The sequence below is a fragment of the Pandoraea sp. B-6 genome (genome assembly GCF_000282835.1).
GTDB lineage: Bacteria > Pseudomonadota > Gammaproteobacteria > Burkholderiales > Burkholderiaceae > Pandoraea > Pandoraea cepalis.
This window is the reverse complement of the sequence record NZ_KB290502.1, coordinates 69,342-84,571: the sequence shown is the minus strand read 5'-3', so window position 1 is coordinate 84,571 and position 15,230 is coordinate 69,342. Positions and strand designations below refer to the sequence as shown.

Below are 15,230 nucleotides of genomic sequence, written 5' to 3'. Positions count from 1 at the left end.
CGAAGAGCCAGGTCAGGAAACCCCCCCCGCCGATGCCCATGGCGAGGGTGACCGGCACTCGAAAGCGTCGCCAGTACAACACCGTGCCGACGGCGATGCCGGCATAGCTTGCGAACAGCGACAGCAGGACATGGGCGCCCAGCGCGAGTCCTTCCGCCTCGGGCGGGATGGGTTCGCCCGAGCCAAATCCCGGCGCGGCGGCTTGTATGCCGATGAGGCCGACACTGGCAAACGATGCGATGAAACCGAAGCAATAGAAGAGGGCGGGGAGTGCCATGCGACGGCGCCGCACGAACACCTCCGACAGTCCCCAGAAGAGCGCCGCGCAGACCAGCGCCGTAAGCCATGGCGGCAGCGTGCGTGTCAGCCACGCCGTGCCGAACATGAGCAGCGCCGACGCGACGACGACGAAAACGTCGTTGAAGCTGGTAATGAGCCGCATCGGCTCGTCGTCGATGCGTTGCTGTGATTGCGGGGGCGTTGCGTCGGGGGTGGCCGCCTGCGTCAGAGGCGAAGAATCAGGAGTTGTCATGGCGTGGTGGTCGTCGGCGTTCGTGGCCCAAAGTGTATCCGTCGGACGAATCTGTACGCGCAAAAATCCTGGGATATTTCGCAAACCGTTGCCAAGCTTTGGAAAACGGACGCACCATCTCCGGTGGGCAAAGTGCGCAATGCCGAGCCTGACGACGCGCGTTCCTGCCAGTCGGCAGCGGCGCCGCCGCGCGTCCACCTCGATGCCGTCACCGCGTGGGTGCCGCCGAATCAGCCTGCCAACGCCGTGGCCTCGATCTCCACCGCCACGCCATGACTGAGTGCGGGCACCGGCACGACCGCGCGGGCGGGCTTCGCCTGGCCGGCCCAGGCGGCGTAGACCTCATTGAAAGGCCCCCAGTCGTCGACGTTCGTGATGTACACGCGCACCTGCACCAAGCGGTCGATGCGCGTGCCGCACGCAGCAAGAATCGTTGCGACGTTATCCAACGCCTGCTTCGCCTGTACGGCGAACGGCGCGCCGGCGAGGCGCTCGCCTTCCGGCGTGATCGGCAACTGCCCCGACACGAAGACGAATCCGCCCGCGCGGACACCATGCGAATAGTGACCGCGCGGCGGCTGCAGCGCCGCCACGTTCACGGCGTCGATGCCATCGGCCTGGGTGCTCATACCGTTTCTCCCAAAGTGAGTTTGGCGAAGCGCGCCATATCGACGTTACCGCCCGACAGGATGATGCCCACGCGCTTGCCGCGGATATCCAGTTTGCCTTGCAGCACCGCCGCCGCGGCGAGGCAGCCGGTCGGCTCGACCACGAATTTCATGCGGCTCGCGAAGAACTGCATCGTCTGTACGAGTTCCTCGTCGGTCACGGTCACGATGTCGTCGACGAGCGCGCGAATCACCGGGAACGTGTATTCGCCGAGATGCTGGGTCTGCGCGCCGTCGGCAATCGTGCGCGGTGTTTCGATGTGCACGATCTTGCCCGTGCGAAAACTCTGCTGGCCGTCGTTGCCGGCCGCCGGTTCCACCCCGTAGATCTCGATGTCGGGATTCAATGCGCGCGCCGCGACGGCACTGCCCGAGAGCAACCCGCCACCGCCTAGGCAAACGACGAGGGTGTCCAGCTCACCCGCGTCCTCGATCAATTCCTTGGTTGCCGTGCCCTGGCCGGCCATCACGTGCGGATGGTCGTACGGCGGAATCAGCGTCATGCCGCGCTCCTGCGCGAGACGCTTCGCAAGCGCTTCGCGATCCTCCTGGTAACGGTCGAACAGCATCACTTCCGCCCCGTAACCGCGCGTCGCGTCAATCTTCATCTGCGGGGCGTCCTGGGGCATCAGGATGACGGCCGGCACGCCAAGCTCGCGCGCGGAGAGCGCAATCGCCTGCGCGTGATTGCCCGACGAGAAGGCCAGCACGCCGCCGCGCTTCTGCTCGGCCGTGAACTGCGAGATCGCGTTGTAGGCCCCGCGGAACTTGAACGCGCCCATACGCTGGAAATTCTCCGCCTTGAAGAACAGGCGGGCGCCGGTCATGGCGTCGGCGGTACGCGACGTCAGCACGGGCGTACGATGCGCTGCCTCCCGAATCCGGTCGTGGGCGGCAGCGATGTCGCCATAGGTAATCGCCAGCGAAGAAGTTGTCATGATGTGCCTTTCGTGTCGCAGAGATAGGTGTAGACGGTCGAGCGGGCGACGCCCAGCGCGCGTGCCACTTCGGCGTGCGCGTGACGAAGGTCGAGCAGACCGCGGGCCTCGACGAGGCGGATGGCTTCGCGGCGCTGCGCGAGCGTCAGGCCCTGCGGCGTGGTGTTGCGCTGCGCGGCGAAGTCGGTGATCAGTGGAACGATGTCGTCGAGACGGCGCGTCGAGAGCGTTTCGCGCACGGGCGTCGGCGCATGGTTGGGCACGCTCACCAGTTGCTGCACGCTGGCCGCCGCCGCCGCGAGCATCGAGATGTCCATGTTCAGGCAAATGGCGGCGACATACTCGCCGCGACCGTTTTTCAGCCCGATGGACGTGCTCTTGGCCGGACGCCCATCGGGAAACCGATTCGCGTAGTTCGCGATGACCTCGGGAAATGCCGGGTCGGCGATGCGCGCGAGGCCCATCTCCGTGACGGCATCGCCAGGTTCGCGCCCCGACAAATTGTTGGCGATCGCCACGATGGCATGGTCTGGATCGGTCAGGTCGTGCAACACCACTTCGACAAGCGGCGCGAAGGTCTGACCGAGCGCCTCGACAATCTTGCGACCTTCACGAAGCAGCAAGGCGTTCTCGTCGAGCATGCGGGGGGCAGACGATTTGGCAGATTTCATGATTTGACATTATGTCATTCAGTGACGAAATGTCAAATGGCGTCCGGAAAAACGCCCGGTGCCTGTCGATGATTCGACGGTGGCAGCGGGCGCCAGGGCGCCGGGCGTTACTCAGACGAGTTGCTTTTCCGCCAGTTCGCTCTTGAGATAGCCGTAATAGATCGGCGCGGCGATCAGTCCGGGCAGCCCGAACGCGGCTTCCATGACGAGCATGGCGAGCAGAAGCTCCCAGGAGCGCGACTGGATTTGTGTGCCGACGATGCGGGCGTTCAGGAAGTACTCGAGTTTGTGAATCACGATCAGGAAGGTCAGGGCGGCGATGGCCACGTACAACGAGACCGACAGGCCCAGCACCACGATGAACGTGTTCGAGATCAGATTCCCGACGACCGGCAGCAGGCCCACGGCGAACGTCACCACGATCATCGTCTTGCGCAGCGGCAAGTGAACGTCGAACAGCGGCAGCACACCGAGCAGGAAGATCGCGGTGAAGAGCGTGTTGATTGCCGAGATTTTGACCTGGGCGAACACGATGCGGCGAAACGCATCGCCAAACAGCGTGACGCGCCGTGAGAGCGCGGCCGAGAGCGGGCGCATGCTGTGCACGGGCCGGATCGACGAGAGGGCCACGAGTGCGCCGAGCACGAGCCCCACGATGATGTGCACCATCGCGTTGAGCGCTTCCTTGCCGACGAGCGACATCTCCTGCGTGTGGTCCTTCAGATAGCCGGTGATGGACTGGTGGATGTCGTCGCTGTCGGCCGGCAGGCGTGCCGTGATCCAGGCGGGCAACTGCGCACGCGCCTGCTCGACCACGTCCATCATCCGGCCGTTGAGGTGTTCCAGATGGCCGGCGTCGCTGCGGAAGAACGTGATGATGCCGAAGATGATCGCGGTCATCAGCGCGACGATCACCGCCGACAGGAGGGCGACGGCGACCAGCCGGGCGCGCTCGCTGGAGATGCGCAGTTGCAGGCGCGGCCCGAGCACGTGCACGAGCTGATAGACGACCGTCCCCGCGAGCACCACCGAGAGCAGGTGGATGCTCAGAATCAGCCAAAGGGCGAGGGCGGCGGCCGCGTAGCTCGCCAGTTCGATCCAGGCATCCCGATCCGGATGCCAGCCAGAGCGCGGTTCCATGCAATGACGTCCTTGTAATAAGACTCTGCCGCGACGACGCGGGCGACCCTCGCAAGGCGCTCGCGCGTGTCGTGACGTAAGACAGCCCGAACGGGCGATGCGCTTACTTTGCGCGCGTCAGCAATGGGGCGAGGTACTTGCCGGTGAAGCTGGCCTTGTTCGCCGCCACTTGCTCGGGCGTGCCTTGCGCAATGATTTGCCCACCGCCCGCGCCGCCTTCCGGCCCGAGATCGATCACCCAATCCGCCGTTTTGATCACGTCGAGATTGTGCTCGATGATGACCACGGTATTGCCTTGATCGCGCAGCCGGTGGATCACCGTGAGCAGCAGCTCGATATCGTGAAAGTGCAGCCCGGTCGTCGGTTCGTCAAGGATGTAAAGCGTTCGGCCCGTGTCGCGCTTCGAGAGTTCGAGCGAGAGCTTCACGCGCTGCGCCTCACCGCCCGAGAGCGTGGTGGCCGACTGGCCGAGGCGAATGTAGCCCAGGCCCACGTCCAGCAATGTCCTGAGCTTGCGCGCGACGACCGGCACCGGCTTGAAGAACTCGTGCGCCTGCTCGACCGTCATGTCGAGCACCTCCGAGATATTGCGGCCCTTGTACTGCATTTCGAGCGTTTCGCGGTTGTAGCGTTTGCCGTGGCAGACATCGCAGGGCACATACACATCGGGCAGGAAGTGCATCTCGACCTTGATGACGCCATCGCCCTGACAGGCTTCGCAGCGTCCGCCCTTGACGTTGAACGAGAAACGGCCCGGATCGTAGCCACGCTCCTTGGCCGCGGGCACGCCGGCGAAGAGTTCGCGGATCGGCGTGAACAGCCCCGTGTAGGTGGCCGGGTTCGAGCGCGGCGTGCGTCCGATGGGCGATTGGTCGACGTTGATGACCTTGTCGAAGTGCTCCAGCCCTTCGATCTGGTCATACGGCGCCGGCTCGGCCGACGACCCGTAGAGATGCCGTGCGACGGCGTGATACAGGGTGTCGTTGATCAGCGTCGACTTGCCCGAACCGGACACGCCGGTCACGCAGGTCAGCAACCCGACCGGCAGATCCAGCGAGACGTTTTTGAGGTTGTTGCCCGATGCGTCCAAAATTCGCAGTCGATCGTCGCTCGGCGCGCGTCGCTGCGCAGGCACTTCGATACGCCGCGCGCCGGACAGGTACTGCCCCGTGAGCGACTCCGGCGCGTTTTCGATCTGCTCGGGGCGGCCTTGTGCGATCACCCTGCCGCCGTGGATCCCCGCGCCCAGCCCCATGTCGACGACGTAATCGCTTGCGAGAATCATGTCCTCGTCGTGTTCGACCACGATGACCGAGTTGCCAAGATCGCGCAGATGCTTGAGCGTGCCGATCAGGCGGTCGTTATCGCGCTGATGCAAGCCGATGGACGGCTCGTCGAGCACGTACATCACGCCGGTGAGGCCCGAGCCGATTTGCGACGCCAGGCGGATGCGCTGCGCTTCGCCGCCCGAGAGCGTATCGGCGCTGCGTTCGAGCGAAAGGTAGTCGAGGCCCACGTTGTTCAGGAACGTGAGGCGGGCCACGATTTCCTTGACGATCTTGTCGGCGATCTCGCGCTTCGCACCGTGCAGGACCAGTTCGTGGAAGTGGCCGAGCGTTTCGCGCAGCGGCAGGTTGCCGATCTCGTAGATCGCGCGCGCCTGCTGGCCTTCGCCGACCTTGACGAAACGGGCTTCGCGACGCAGGCGGCTGCCTTCGCAATCGGGGCAGGCCTGGTTGTTCTGGTACTTGGCCAGCTCTTCACGCACGGCGACGGAATCGGTTTCGCGATAGCGTCGTTCCAGATTCGGGATGATGCCTTCGAAGGCATGCTCACGCACCGATGTGCGGCCCTTCTCATTCACATAGGTGAAGGGAATGGTCTGCTCGCCGGAGCCGAAGAGTACGATCTTCTGGGTGGCTTCCGGCAGCTCCTCGAAGGGCGTGTCGACATCGAAGTCGTAGAACGCCGCGAGGCTCTGCAGCATCTGGAAATAGAACTGGTTGCGGCGATCCCAGCCCTTGATCGCGCCCGAGGCGAGCGAGAGCGCCGGGAAGCCGACGACGCGCTTTGGATCGAAGAACGTCATGTGGCCAAGACCGTCGCAGCTTGGGCATGCCCCCATCGGATTGTTGAACGAGAACAGGCGCGGCTCGAGTTCCTGAAGCGAATACGAGCACACCGGGCATGCGAACTTCGAGCTGAAAACGTGTTCCTTGTCGGTGTCCATTTCCAGCGCCACGGCCCGGCCGTCGGCCAGCCGCAGTGCCGTTTCGAACGATTCCGCCAGACGCTGTTTCAGATCGGCGCGTACCTTCACGCGGTCGATGACCACGTCGATCGAGTGCTTTTCCGTCTTTTTGAGCTTGGGCAGGGATTCGATGTCGTAGACGCGCGCCGTGCCTTCGTTGGCCGCGCCGCCGCCCGAGCGGATGCGAAAGCGCACGAAGCCCTGGGCCTGCATCGTCTCGAACAGGTCGACATGCTCGCCCTTGCGATCGACCACGACGGGCGCGAGGATCATGAGCTTGGTGTCTTCCGGCAGCGCGAGCGCAGCGTCGACCATTTGCGAGACGCTTTGCGATTCGAGCGGCAGGCCGTGGTCGGGGCAATAGGGCGTACCCACGCGCGCGTAGAGCAGACGCAGGTAGTCGTGGATTTCCGTGACCGTGCCCACCGTCGAGCGCGGGTTGTGCGACGTGGCCTTCTGTTCGATGGAGATCGCGGGCGAGAGGCCTTCGATCAGGTCGACATCGGGCTTTTCCATCAGTTGCAGGAACTGGCGGGCGGAGGCCGACAGGCTCTCGACATAGCGACGCTGACCTTCCGCGTAGAGCGTATCGAAGGCCAGCGACGACTTACCGGAACCGGACAGGCCGGTGATCACCACGAGCTGGTGACGCGGCAAGTCGAGATTGACGTTCTTGAGGTTGTGGGTACGAGCCCCACGAATACGGATGGTTTCCATTCACGGTTCCGGGTCGTCGCCGAGGAATCCGCGCGGCGAAATGTCGCGGGGCGGTTTCCGGCCCCCAAGAGTCCGAGTTTCCCGGGACGTCGCGCGATATCGGCACGGCGTTGGCCGGGCGTCGACGCAGCGGGCGGCGGGAGCGGTCGGGCGGGCCGCTGGGGGAAAATCAGGGCGGCTAAACCTGCTAATATACCTAAGTTTGATTGCTGGGGCTGAACCGGCTGACGGGTAGTCTCGGGCGATATACCGGCATGGGCCATAGGTGGGGGCGAATCGCCCGCTTTCCAGGGGGCTGGCGCCGGACCGTCGTCCGGGCCCATCGACATGCCTCCGGGCAGCAATCATCAGACGATTCCGAGGCTGCACGTTGTTGCGCGCGCTATTTCCATCTCTCAGGACGTAATGTCTACCGATTCCGTGACTCCCGCTTCCCCTGCCACAACGCGCGGCCGAGGTGGCCGCATGACCCCGCTGGAAGTGCGCGCGAGCGCGTCGCTCGCGGGGATTTTTGCACTGCGCATGCTCGGTCTGTTTCTGATCATGCCGGTGTTCTCTGTGTTCGCGCAGACGATTCCTGGCGGCAACAACACTTTTCTCGTCGGACTGGCCATCGGCATCTATGGTCTGACGCAGTCCCTGTTCTATATTCCGTACGGGTGGGCTTCCGACCGGCTGGGGCGCAAGCCTGTCATCGTGTTCGGCCTGATCGTGTTCGCGATCGGCTCGCTCGTGGCGGCGCTGGCGCATGATCTGGCGTGGATCATCGTCGGCCGGGCGATCCAGGGGGCTGGAGCGATTTCCTCGGCGGTGATGGCGTGCGTGGCCGATCTGACGAGCGAAGCCAACCGCACCAAGGCGATGGCGATGATCGGCGGCAGCATTGGCCTGTCGTTCGCGGTGGCCATCGTGTGTGCACCGTTCCTGTATCACTGGCTGGGCATGAGTGGCCTGTTCTCGGCCATCGGCATTCTGGCGGTACTGGCGATCTTCGTGGTGGTGTGGGTCGTGCCGACGCCGCCCGCGCATCCCAAGGTGGGCCCGGCGCCGTTCTCGGAGGTGCTGCACAACCCGGAGTTGTTGCGTCTGAATTTCGGCGTGTTCGTGCTGCATGCGACACAGACGGCGCTGTTCGTGGCGATGCCGCGCATGTTGGTGGCGGCGGGGTTGCCGGTGGCGCAGCACTGGGAGGTGTATCTGCCGGTGATGGGGTTGTCGTTCGTGGCGATGGTGCCGGCGATCATCGCGGCCGAGAAGCGCGGCAAGATGAAGGTGGTGCTGCTCTCGGCGATTGCACTGGTCGCGGTGGCGCAGGCGGCGCTGGGCGGATTGCCGCCGACGGTGGGCGTGATTGCGTGCGTGCTGTTCGTGTACTTCCTGGGCTTTAACGTGTTGGAGGCATCGCAGCCGTCGCTGGTGTCGAAGCTGGCGCCGGGGCAGCGCAAGGGCGCGGCGGTGGGCGTGTACAACACGACGCAGGCCCTCGGGTTGTTTTGCGGCGGGGCGATAGGGGGTTTTCTGATGACCCACTACGGTCAGAACGCAATCTTCATCACTTGCTCAGTCGGGGCTGTCGTGTGGCTTATAATCGCCGCACCGATGAGGACGCCAGCGCCTCATCAATCCTGATCGGATATCAGCAATACCGGAGAAAGATTTATGGCATCAGTCAACAAAGTGATCCTGGTCGGCAACCTTGGCGCCGATCCCGAAGTCCGCTACATGCCGAGCGGCGATGCGGTCGCGAACATTCGTCTGGCGACGACCGACCGTTACAAGGACAAGCAGTCTGGCGAGTTCAAGGAGCTGACGGAATGGCACCGGGTGTCGTTCTTCGGCCGTCTCGCCGAGATCGTCAATGAGTACCTGAAGAAGGGCTCGGCGGTGTATATCGAAGGTCGTATCCGCACGCGCAAGTACCAGGCGCAGGACGGCACCGAGCGTTACAGCACGGAAATCGTAGCGGACCAGATGCAGATGCTGGGCGGCCGCAGCGGTGGTGAAGGTGGCGGCGGCGGTGGCGGCTACTCGCGCGGCGGTGGTGGTAGCGACGAAGGCGGCGGTGGCGGCTATTCGCGCGGCGGTGGTGGCGGTGGTGGTGGTGGCGGTGCCCGTCAGCAAGCACCGGCCAAGCAGTCGGGCGGCGGTTTTGACGACATGGATGACGATATTCCGTTCTAAAACCCGCACTTGAGCAAGTCTGGAAAGTGTAAGTCGCTGGCCCGCAACCTCCCTTGGTGCGGGCCATTTGTTTTTGTGTGTTGCGCACTTTCGCGCTGCAGTCATGACTCTGCGGAATCGGCTAAATCGGATAGCCAAAGCACGTGCCACAGGCGCGGTTTTCATCTTCGGCGCCGGGGCGGGTGGTACGACCGCCCCGTTTGGGATTCCCTCTCGCGTTTTCCTTTGATAAGCATCAAAGTGGTTCGTCCGTCGTCGTCTAGATTTATTTCGACAAGTGGGCGCCGAGCTTGCCACGATGCACTGCATCGGGATGTGGTCCTCTTTTCGGGCCACCGTCAGGTCAAGCTGGATGGGGGATTGCCATGCACGAGAGAGTTCTTGTTTCACCCGATGAATTGACACAGTTGATTCAGTCGGGGCCGGTAGTGCTCATCGACACACGAGACGCGGCAAGTTTTGCCGAAGCGCATCTGCCAGGCGCGGTGAATATCCATGAGATATTTACCTATCTGGCTACCTCAACGCCAGAAGGTCTTGCCGTCTTGCGCGAAACATTCACCGAGGCATTCGCGAAGGCTGGATTGTCTGGGAAGGAGACGGCTGTCATCTACGAACAGTCGATGACGACTGGATTTGGCCAATCCTGTCGTGGCTATGTACTGCTTCGCTATCTTGGCTATCCCCGCGACAAAATCAAGGTACTTCACGGCGGCTACAGTGCATGGCGTGCCGCCGGGCTGCCAAGCACAACGGAAGCTCCTTCGCCGACTCCCGTCGCGTTTCCCCCAGATACGGGCGGAAGCAGCATCCTCGTCGACCTGGCGGGGATGAAGGACGCCGTTGCAGACCCGCGTATCGTGAAGCTCGATGTGCGCGACGTCGATGAATGGATTGCCGAAAGCTCGTCACCTTATGGCAAGGACTTTTGCCCCCGAAAGGGCCGCATTCCCGGCTCGGTGTGGCTAGAGTGGTATCGAATGATGAAACCGACCCCCGCTGGGCAGATGTTCAAATCGCCGGCAGAGATTCTTGCCGAGTGTGCGACCGTGGGGATTCGTCGCGATACGCCTGTTGTTGTGTTTTGCTTCAAAGGGGCGCGCGCCTCCAACACATTTGTAGCACTGGAGGAGGCCGGCATCAGGGACGTGCGCCTTTACCTCGGCTCGTGGAATGAATGGTCCAGGGATCCTTCGCTGCCCATTGATGAGGGCTTGCCGTACTAGATCCATGCCCTACGCGCCGCAGCGTCATCGGCCGGTGCGAGCGCAATTTACACGTCGGCACCCCCCGCCCCGCGCAAGCTGCGCATCGTCATCTGCGCTGTCTCGAGCAAACCCTGAATCAAGCGCGATTTCGGTGACGCGCGACGCCACAGCAGGCCGAAACGGCGCGGCGCGACAGGGCCGGGGGGCGTCAGCTTGACGATGTCGAGCGATGCCAGCAGCGGCGATTCGATGTCCGGCACCAGTGCCACCCCCAACCCCCGGTCGACCATCATCGCGATCGTCAGGATCGAATTGAGCTCGAAAAGCTCGCGCGGCACGATCCGTCGCGAGCGCAAATATTCCTCGGCATTCCGTCCGCCACCTAACGTGCGGTCGTAGCGAATGAATGGCTCGGTGCGCAGCAGGTCGTCGGGATCGCGCCCGGCCAGCGCTCTCGGTGCGAGCACCACGATCGGTTCCTCGCGCAATAGCCGCCACTCGAAGGTCTTGGGCAGATCGAACGGGGGCAGCAGACAGACGGCCACATCGATATCCCCGGCCTTGAGCGTTTCGAACAGTTCCGGCGTCTGGCCGCCTCGGATCAGCAGCTTGGCCTGGGGAAAGCGTTTCGAGAAGTGCGCGAGCACGTCCGGCATGACGGTCAGTAAGGCCGTCGTGATCGTGCCGATACGCAACTCGCCGACAGGCTCGCCCTGCAACGCGAAATCCTTCAGCTCGCCGTAATCGCGTACCAGATTGCGCGCCCGCTCGATCACCCGATGGCCGGCCTCGGTAGGAATTACCGTGCGCCCCGCCCGCGTAAACACCGCCGTGCCCAATTCGCGCTCGATGGCCTGCATTTGCTGCGCCACCGCCGCCGGCGTCACGCCCACCCGCCGCGCCGCCTCCGCCATCGACCCGCCATCGACGACATGCAGCAGCGTCTTGAAGAACTCGATATCCATATCGAAAGAATTTCTACTGTTTGAAGATAGATATGAATAGTTTATCTAAAAAAGTCGGGCGACTAGACTCCAGATCAAGCGTTTTATCAAAACGAAAAATCAGGAGACATCGTGCGCAGCAAGTTGTTCGTTCCGGCATCCCGCCCGGCGCTTTTTGCCAAGGCGTTGGCCGGTCAGGCCGATGCCCTCTCGTTCGATCTGGAAGATGCCGTTGCGCCCGAGCGCAAGGGCGACGCACGCGACGCGCTGCGCGCGATGCTGCGCGACGAGGCGACCCGGCAATGCGGCAAGGTGCTGATCGTGCGCGTCAACGCGCTCGACACGCCGCACTTCGCGCATGACGTTCGCGCCGTGGCCCAGCCCGGCCTAGACCTGATCAACCTGCCCAAACCAGAAACGAAGGCCGACGTGCTCGCCGCCGTTGCGGCGCTGGAAGCCGCCGAGCGCGAGAACGGCGTGACCACGCCGATCCGCCTGCTGCTCAATATCGAATCGCCGGCCGCCGTGCTCAACGCTGCTGAACTGGCGTGCGCGCATCCGCGCGTCGCCGGCTTGCAACTCGGCCTTGGCGACCTGTTCGAGCCGCTGGGCATCGCCCGTCGTGAGCCGCGCGCCATCGAGCAGGCGATGTACGCTGTTCGGATGGCCGCCGGTGTCGCTGGCGTCTACGCGTACGACTCGGCCTTTGGGAATATCAAGGATGAAGTGGGCTTTCGTGCCGAGGCTGAGCTGGCCCGCGCGATGGGCTTCCTTGGCAAGACCTGCATCCACCCGAGCCAGATCGCGATCTGCAACGACGTGTTCCGCCCGTCGGACGACGATATCGCCCACGCGGTGCGCGTCGTGATCGCTACGCGCGTCGCCAATCGCGACGGCGTCGGTGCATACGTGGTCGACGGCAAGATGATCGATCCGCCGTTCGCCGCGCGGGCGCAAGCCGTTGTCGACGACGCGCGCCGCATGGCGCTGCTGAGCGCCGACCAGTTGAGCGCGCTCGACGCGCAGGTCTGAGCTTCCGCCACTGACCGCGAACCAACCGCGCACCAACCGGGCACCTCGCCGCTCGACCGAATTTTGTGAGACCTGCACGATGAACGATTCCACCGCCAACCCGGCCGGCCCGCTGTCGGGCATCCGCGTGCTCGATCTGAGCGCGTATATCGCCGGTCCGTACGGCTGCGCGCTGCTTGCCGATCAGGGGGCCGAGGTCATCAAGATCGAACCGCCCACCGGCGACAATCTGCGCAAGTACCCGTCGACGCTCGAAGCCGAAAGCCGTGCGTTCCTTGGCGTGAATCGCGGCAAGCGCGGCATCGCGCTCGATCTCAAGCAACCGGCGGCGCTGGCCGTGCTCAAGCGTCTGGTCGAGCGTGCCGACGTGCTGGTGCACAACTTCCGGCCGAGCGTGCCCGCGCGCCTTGGCATCGCCTACGACCAACTGCGCGACATCAATCCCCGCCTGATCTACTGCAACGTCACCGGTTACGGCGAGACTGGCCCGGACAAGGACAAGGCAGGCTACGACCAGGTTCTGCAAACCATGTCGGGCATGTGCGCGATGCAGGGCAAGGCCGGCGGCCCGCCCGAGATTCTGTACGGGTCCGTGGTCGATTACTTTGCCGCGTCGCTGGTCGCCAATGGCGTGTCGTCGGCGCTATTCGCGCGCGAGCGTAGCGGCCAAGGGCAATACGTCGGCGTATCGTTGTTGCGCAGCGCGCTGACCATGCAATCGGCTCGCTTGATCTGGGCGGACGGCGAGCCTCGCGAGATCGGCCGCGACATGCGCTCCGGCGGCATTACGGGCATCCACCCGACGCGCGATGGCTATCTCTACATTTCCGCCAACACGCCGCATTTCTGGCGTGCGCTGTGCGAGAAGATCGGCCTGCCCGAACTGGCTGCCGACGAGCGTTACGACACCGTGCGCAAGCGCGCCGAGCGCCGCGACGAGATCGTGCAACGACTGCGCGGCGCGCTTGCGCAGCACTCGGCACTCGAATGGGAGGCGCTGTTCGGCGAGGAAGTGCCGTGCGCCGCCGCGCGCAACGTCGAAGACATGTTCGACAACCCGCAAGTGCTCGCAGAAGACATGATCGCCACGTTCGAGAATCCGAACGTCGGGCAATACCGCGGCTTCAAGCAACCGATCCGCTTCGGCGATACGCCGGGCCCGGTACCGATGGCCGCGCCCGCCTTCGGCCAGCATTCGGACGAAGTGCTGCTCGGCGAAGGCTGGAGCGCGGAGGAAATCGCGGCGCTGCGCAGTACCCACGCGCTGCTCTGAGCACGCGACGAGACGACGCTGCGCGGCCAGGTACGAAAAAAGCACAATCGCCAGACGGAGACACGACGATGGCACTCACCGACGCTTCACCGCAACGCGAACGCGGCAGCGATGCTGCGGCGACGCCGGCCAATGCGTGCGACGCGCACATGCACATCTTCACGCACGTCGATATCGAACGTTACGCGGCCGTGCAGGCGCAGCTCGGCACCACGCGCACCGTCGTCGTCACGCCCCGCCCGCATGGCGTCGACAACGCGGTGACGCTCGACGCCATCGCGCAGCTCGGCCGCGAGCGCACGCGCGGCGTCGGTGTGATCCGTCCCGACATTTCCGACGCCGAACTCCGCCGGCTTCACGACGGTGGCATCCGCGGCATCCGTTTCACGCTCTACACGCCGGCCAACGCCGTCGTCGGCTTCGAGATGGTCGAGCCCCTCGCGCAACGCATTCACGCCTACGGCTGGCACGTGCAACTGCACTGGACGGCCGACCAGATCGTCGAGCACCGCGCAATGCTCGGCCGTCTGCCGTGCCCGATGGTATTCGACCATATGGCGCGCCTGCCGCAGCCGGCCGGTTTGGCGCATCCCGCGCGCGAGGTGGTTGAGCAACTGGCTGCCGCGACGGGGCGCGTCTGGGTCAAGCTCTCGGGCCCGTATCTCGATTCACGCGACGGCCTCGATGCGCGTTATGCCGATGTCGCCCCGGTCGCACGCCACTGGGCCAGGACGTTGCCCGACCGCGTCGTGTGGGGGGGCGATTGGCCGCACGTCACTGAAACGCACACGCCCGACGATGTCGACCTGCTACGACTGCTGACCGAATGGGTGCCCGACGAAGCGGCACGCAAGCGCATCCTCGTCGACAACCCGGCGCAGCTTTACGGCTTCACCCGCTAACGGCAGAAGCCGTTCCCAGAACCCAGCAACAACAGAACAAGACATGCAGCGATGACGAGCATGCCCAGCCCGCGCGACACCATTCGCGCAAACGGAGACAAAGATGAAAACGAGCGTCACCCGCGCACCGGCGAAGAAAGTCGGTTTCACCGAGGCAACCATCCAGCTGTTTGAACGGATCATTCCCGATCCGTTTGTCCTGGCCATCCTGATTACGGCCGTGGTCGGCGCGCTCGCGCTGATCTTCGGCCCGCACGCGAGTGTGGACCGTCTCGTCACCGGCTGGTACAAGGGCTTCTTCGGCATTCTGACGTTCGCTTTCCAGATCACACTGGTGCTGGTGACCGGTCATGCGTTCGCACACGCGCCGCCCGTGCAGCGCGTGTTCAAGGGACTGATCTCGATCGCGCGCACGCCCGTGCAGGCCGCCGCACTGACGTTCCTGCTGGTGGCGATCGCATCGTTCTTCAACTGGGGCCTGGGACTGGTCGTGAGCGCGCTGCTCGCCCGCGAAGTCGCCAAGCGCATGAAGGTCGACTTCGCGTGGATCGTCGCCGCCGGCTTCTCCGGTTGGGTGGTGTGGGCCAGCGGCATTTCCAGCTCGATTGCCCTCGCGCAATCGACCGCCGGCAGTGCCATGAACGTGGTGCAGAAGGTCACCGGCACGGTGCTGCCGTTCGGCGACACCGTCTTTACCCGCTTCAACCTTGTGCCGACCGTTGCGATGATGATCGTGATGCCGTTCGTGCTCGCCTGGCTCAAACCCAGCGACG

General features: G+C 64.1%; 14 protein-coding genes. 7 read left to right on the top strand and 7 right to left on the bottom strand.

The features are described 5' to 3' along the window. From A985_RS28485 to uvrA, 6 genes are all read right to left on the bottom strand, one after another. Positions 1–532: hypothetical protein (locus A985_RS28485; protein ID WP_198288664.1), on the bottom strand; the 532-nt coding region annotated here is incomplete at its 3' end. Between the two features lie 230 nt (positions 533–762). After that, positions 763–1,161, bottom strand: a complete 399-nt coding sequence (locus tag A985_RS0106665; RefSeq protein WP_017232623.1) for a RidA family protein — start codon at positions 1,159–1,161, stop codon at positions 763–765. Further along, the gene (locus A985_RS0106660) at positions 1,158–2,138 is read right to left on the bottom strand and encodes a threo-3-hydroxy-L-aspartate ammonia-lyase (RefSeq protein ID WP_017232622.1); all 981 of its coding nucleotides are present in this window, start codon (positions 2,136–2,138) and stop codon (positions 1,158–1,160) included. Before A985_RS0106660 ends, A985_RS0106665 begins: the two co-directional genes overlap by 4 nt. Then, on the bottom strand, positions 2,135–2,809 hold the full coding sequence (locus A985_RS0106655) for a transcriptional regulator (RefSeq protein WP_232424545.1): 675 nt from the start codon (positions 2,807–2,809) through the stop codon (positions 2,135–2,137). The genes A985_RS0106660 and A985_RS0106655 overlap by 4 nt, the downstream gene beginning before the upstream one ends. Before the next feature lie 111 nt (positions 2,810–2,920). Beyond that, positions 2,921–3,949 carry an AI-2E family transporter gene (locus A985_RS0106650; protein ID WP_017232620.1) on the bottom strand — a complete coding sequence of 343 codons (1,029 nt, stop codon included), beginning with the start codon at positions 3,947–3,949 and terminating at the stop codon, positions 2,921–2,923. A gap of 103 nt (positions 3,950–4,052) precedes the next feature. After that, positions 4,053–6,917: an excinuclease ABC subunit UvrA gene (gene uvrA, locus A985_RS0106645; RefSeq protein ID WP_017232619.1), complete on the bottom strand. Its 2,865-nt coding sequence runs from the start codon at positions 6,915–6,917 to the stop codon at positions 4,053–4,055. 465 nt (positions 6,918–7,382) lie between these two features. Here uvrA and A985_RS0106640 point away from each other — a divergent pair, with 465 nt between their 5' ends. The 3 genes from A985_RS0106640 (at position 7,383) to A985_RS0106630 (ending at position 10,324) form a co-directional block, all read left to right on the top strand. Next, on the top strand, positions 7,383–8,546 hold the full coding sequence (locus A985_RS0106640) for an MFS transporter (protein ID WP_017232618.1): 1,164 nt from the start codon (positions 7,383–7,385) through the stop codon (positions 8,544–8,546). Between the two features lie 30 nt (positions 8,547–8,576). Next, on the top strand, positions 8,577–9,098 hold the full coding sequence (locus A985_RS0106635) for a single-stranded DNA-binding protein (protein WP_017232617.1): 522 nt from the start codon (positions 8,577–8,579) through the stop codon (positions 9,096–9,098). 365 nt (positions 9,099–9,463) lie between these two features. After that, complete coding sequence (locus tag A985_RS0106630) at positions 9,464–10,324, top strand: sulfurtransferase (RefSeq protein WP_026131711.1); 861 nt, start codon at positions 9,464–9,466, stop codon at positions 10,322–10,324. 47 nt (positions 10,325–10,371) lie between these two features. Here the strand turns inward: A985_RS0106630 and A985_RS0106625 are convergent, their stop codons facing one another. Next, the gene (locus tag A985_RS0106625; protein ID WP_017232615.1) at positions 10,372–11,271 is read right to left on the bottom strand and encodes a LysR substrate-binding domain-containing protein; all 900 of its coding nucleotides are present in this window, start codon (positions 11,269–11,271) and stop codon (positions 10,372–10,374) included. A gap of 111 nt (positions 11,272–11,382) precedes the next feature. Here A985_RS0106625 and A985_RS0106620 point away from each other — a divergent pair, with 111 nt between their 5' ends. The 4 genes from A985_RS0106620 to A985_RS29015 all read left to right on the top strand — a co-directional run. Beyond that, on the top strand, positions 11,383–12,282 hold the full coding sequence (locus A985_RS0106620) for a CoA ester lyase (protein WP_017232614.1): 900 nt from the start codon (positions 11,383–11,385) through the stop codon (positions 12,280–12,282). Positions 12,283–12,361: 79 nt separating this feature from the next. Next, positions 12,362–13,555: a CaiB/BaiF CoA-transferase family protein gene (locus A985_RS0106615; RefSeq protein ID WP_017232613.1), complete on the top strand. Its 1,194-nt coding sequence runs from the start codon at positions 12,362–12,364 to the stop codon at positions 13,553–13,555. 68 nt (positions 13,556–13,623) lie between these two features. Continuing rightward, positions 13,624–14,457 (top strand): amidohydrolase family protein, encoded by an 834-nt coding sequence (locus tag A985_RS0106610; protein WP_017232612.1) that lies wholly within the window; start codon positions 13,624–13,626, stop codon positions 14,455–14,457. Between the two features lie 103 nt (positions 14,458–14,560). Beyond that, positions 14,561–15,230 (top strand): TIGR00366 family protein (locus tag A985_RS29015; protein WP_232424544.1); only part of this gene is annotated, 670 nt, incomplete at its 3' end.

What these genes read in the sequence shown, in the direction of transcription:
- A985_RS0106640 (WP_017232618.1), top strand. Translation starts at nt 7,383, where the DNA reads ATGACCCCGCTGGAAGTGCGCGCGAGCGCGTCGCTCGCGGGGATTTTT.
- A985_RS0106660 (WP_017232622.1), bottom strand. Translation starts at nt 2,138, where the DNA reads ATGACAACTTCTTCGCTGGCGATTACCTATGGCGACATCGCTGCCGCC.
- A985_RS0106635 (WP_017232617.1), top strand. Translation starts at nt 8,577, where the DNA reads ATGGCATCAGTCAACAAAGTGATCCTGGTCGGCAACCTTGGCGCCGAT.
- A985_RS0106665 (WP_017232623.1), bottom strand. Translation starts at nt 1,161, where the DNA reads ATGAGCACCCAGGCCGATGGCATCGACGCCGTGAACGTGGCGGCGCTG.
- A985_RS0106610 (WP_017232612.1), top strand. Translation starts at nt 13,624, where the DNA reads ATGGCACTCACCGACGCTTCACCGCAACGCGAACGCGGCAGCGATGCT.
- A985_RS0106655 (WP_232424545.1), bottom strand. Translation starts at nt 2,809, where the DNA reads ATGAAATCTGCCAAATCGTCTGCCCCCCGCATGCTCGACGAGAACGCC.
- uvrA (WP_017232619.1), bottom strand. Translation starts at nt 6,917, where the DNA reads ATGGAAACCATCCGTATTCGTGGGGCTCGTACCCACAACCTCAAGAAC.
- A985_RS0106650 (WP_017232620.1), bottom strand. Translation starts at nt 3,949, where the DNA reads ATGGAACCGCGCTCTGGCTGGCATCCGGATCGGGATGCCTGGATCGAA.
- A985_RS0106625 (WP_017232615.1), bottom strand. Translation starts at nt 11,271, where the DNA reads ATGGATATCGAGTTCTTCAAGACGCTGCTGCATGTCGTCGATGGCGGG.
- A985_RS0106615 (WP_017232613.1), top strand. Translation starts at nt 12,362, where the DNA reads ATGAACGATTCCACCGCCAACCCGGCCGGCCCGCTGTCGGGCATCCGC.
- A985_RS0106630 (WP_026131711.1), top strand. Translation starts at nt 9,464, where the DNA reads ATGCACGAGAGAGTTCTTGTTTCACCCGATGAATTGACACAGTTGATT.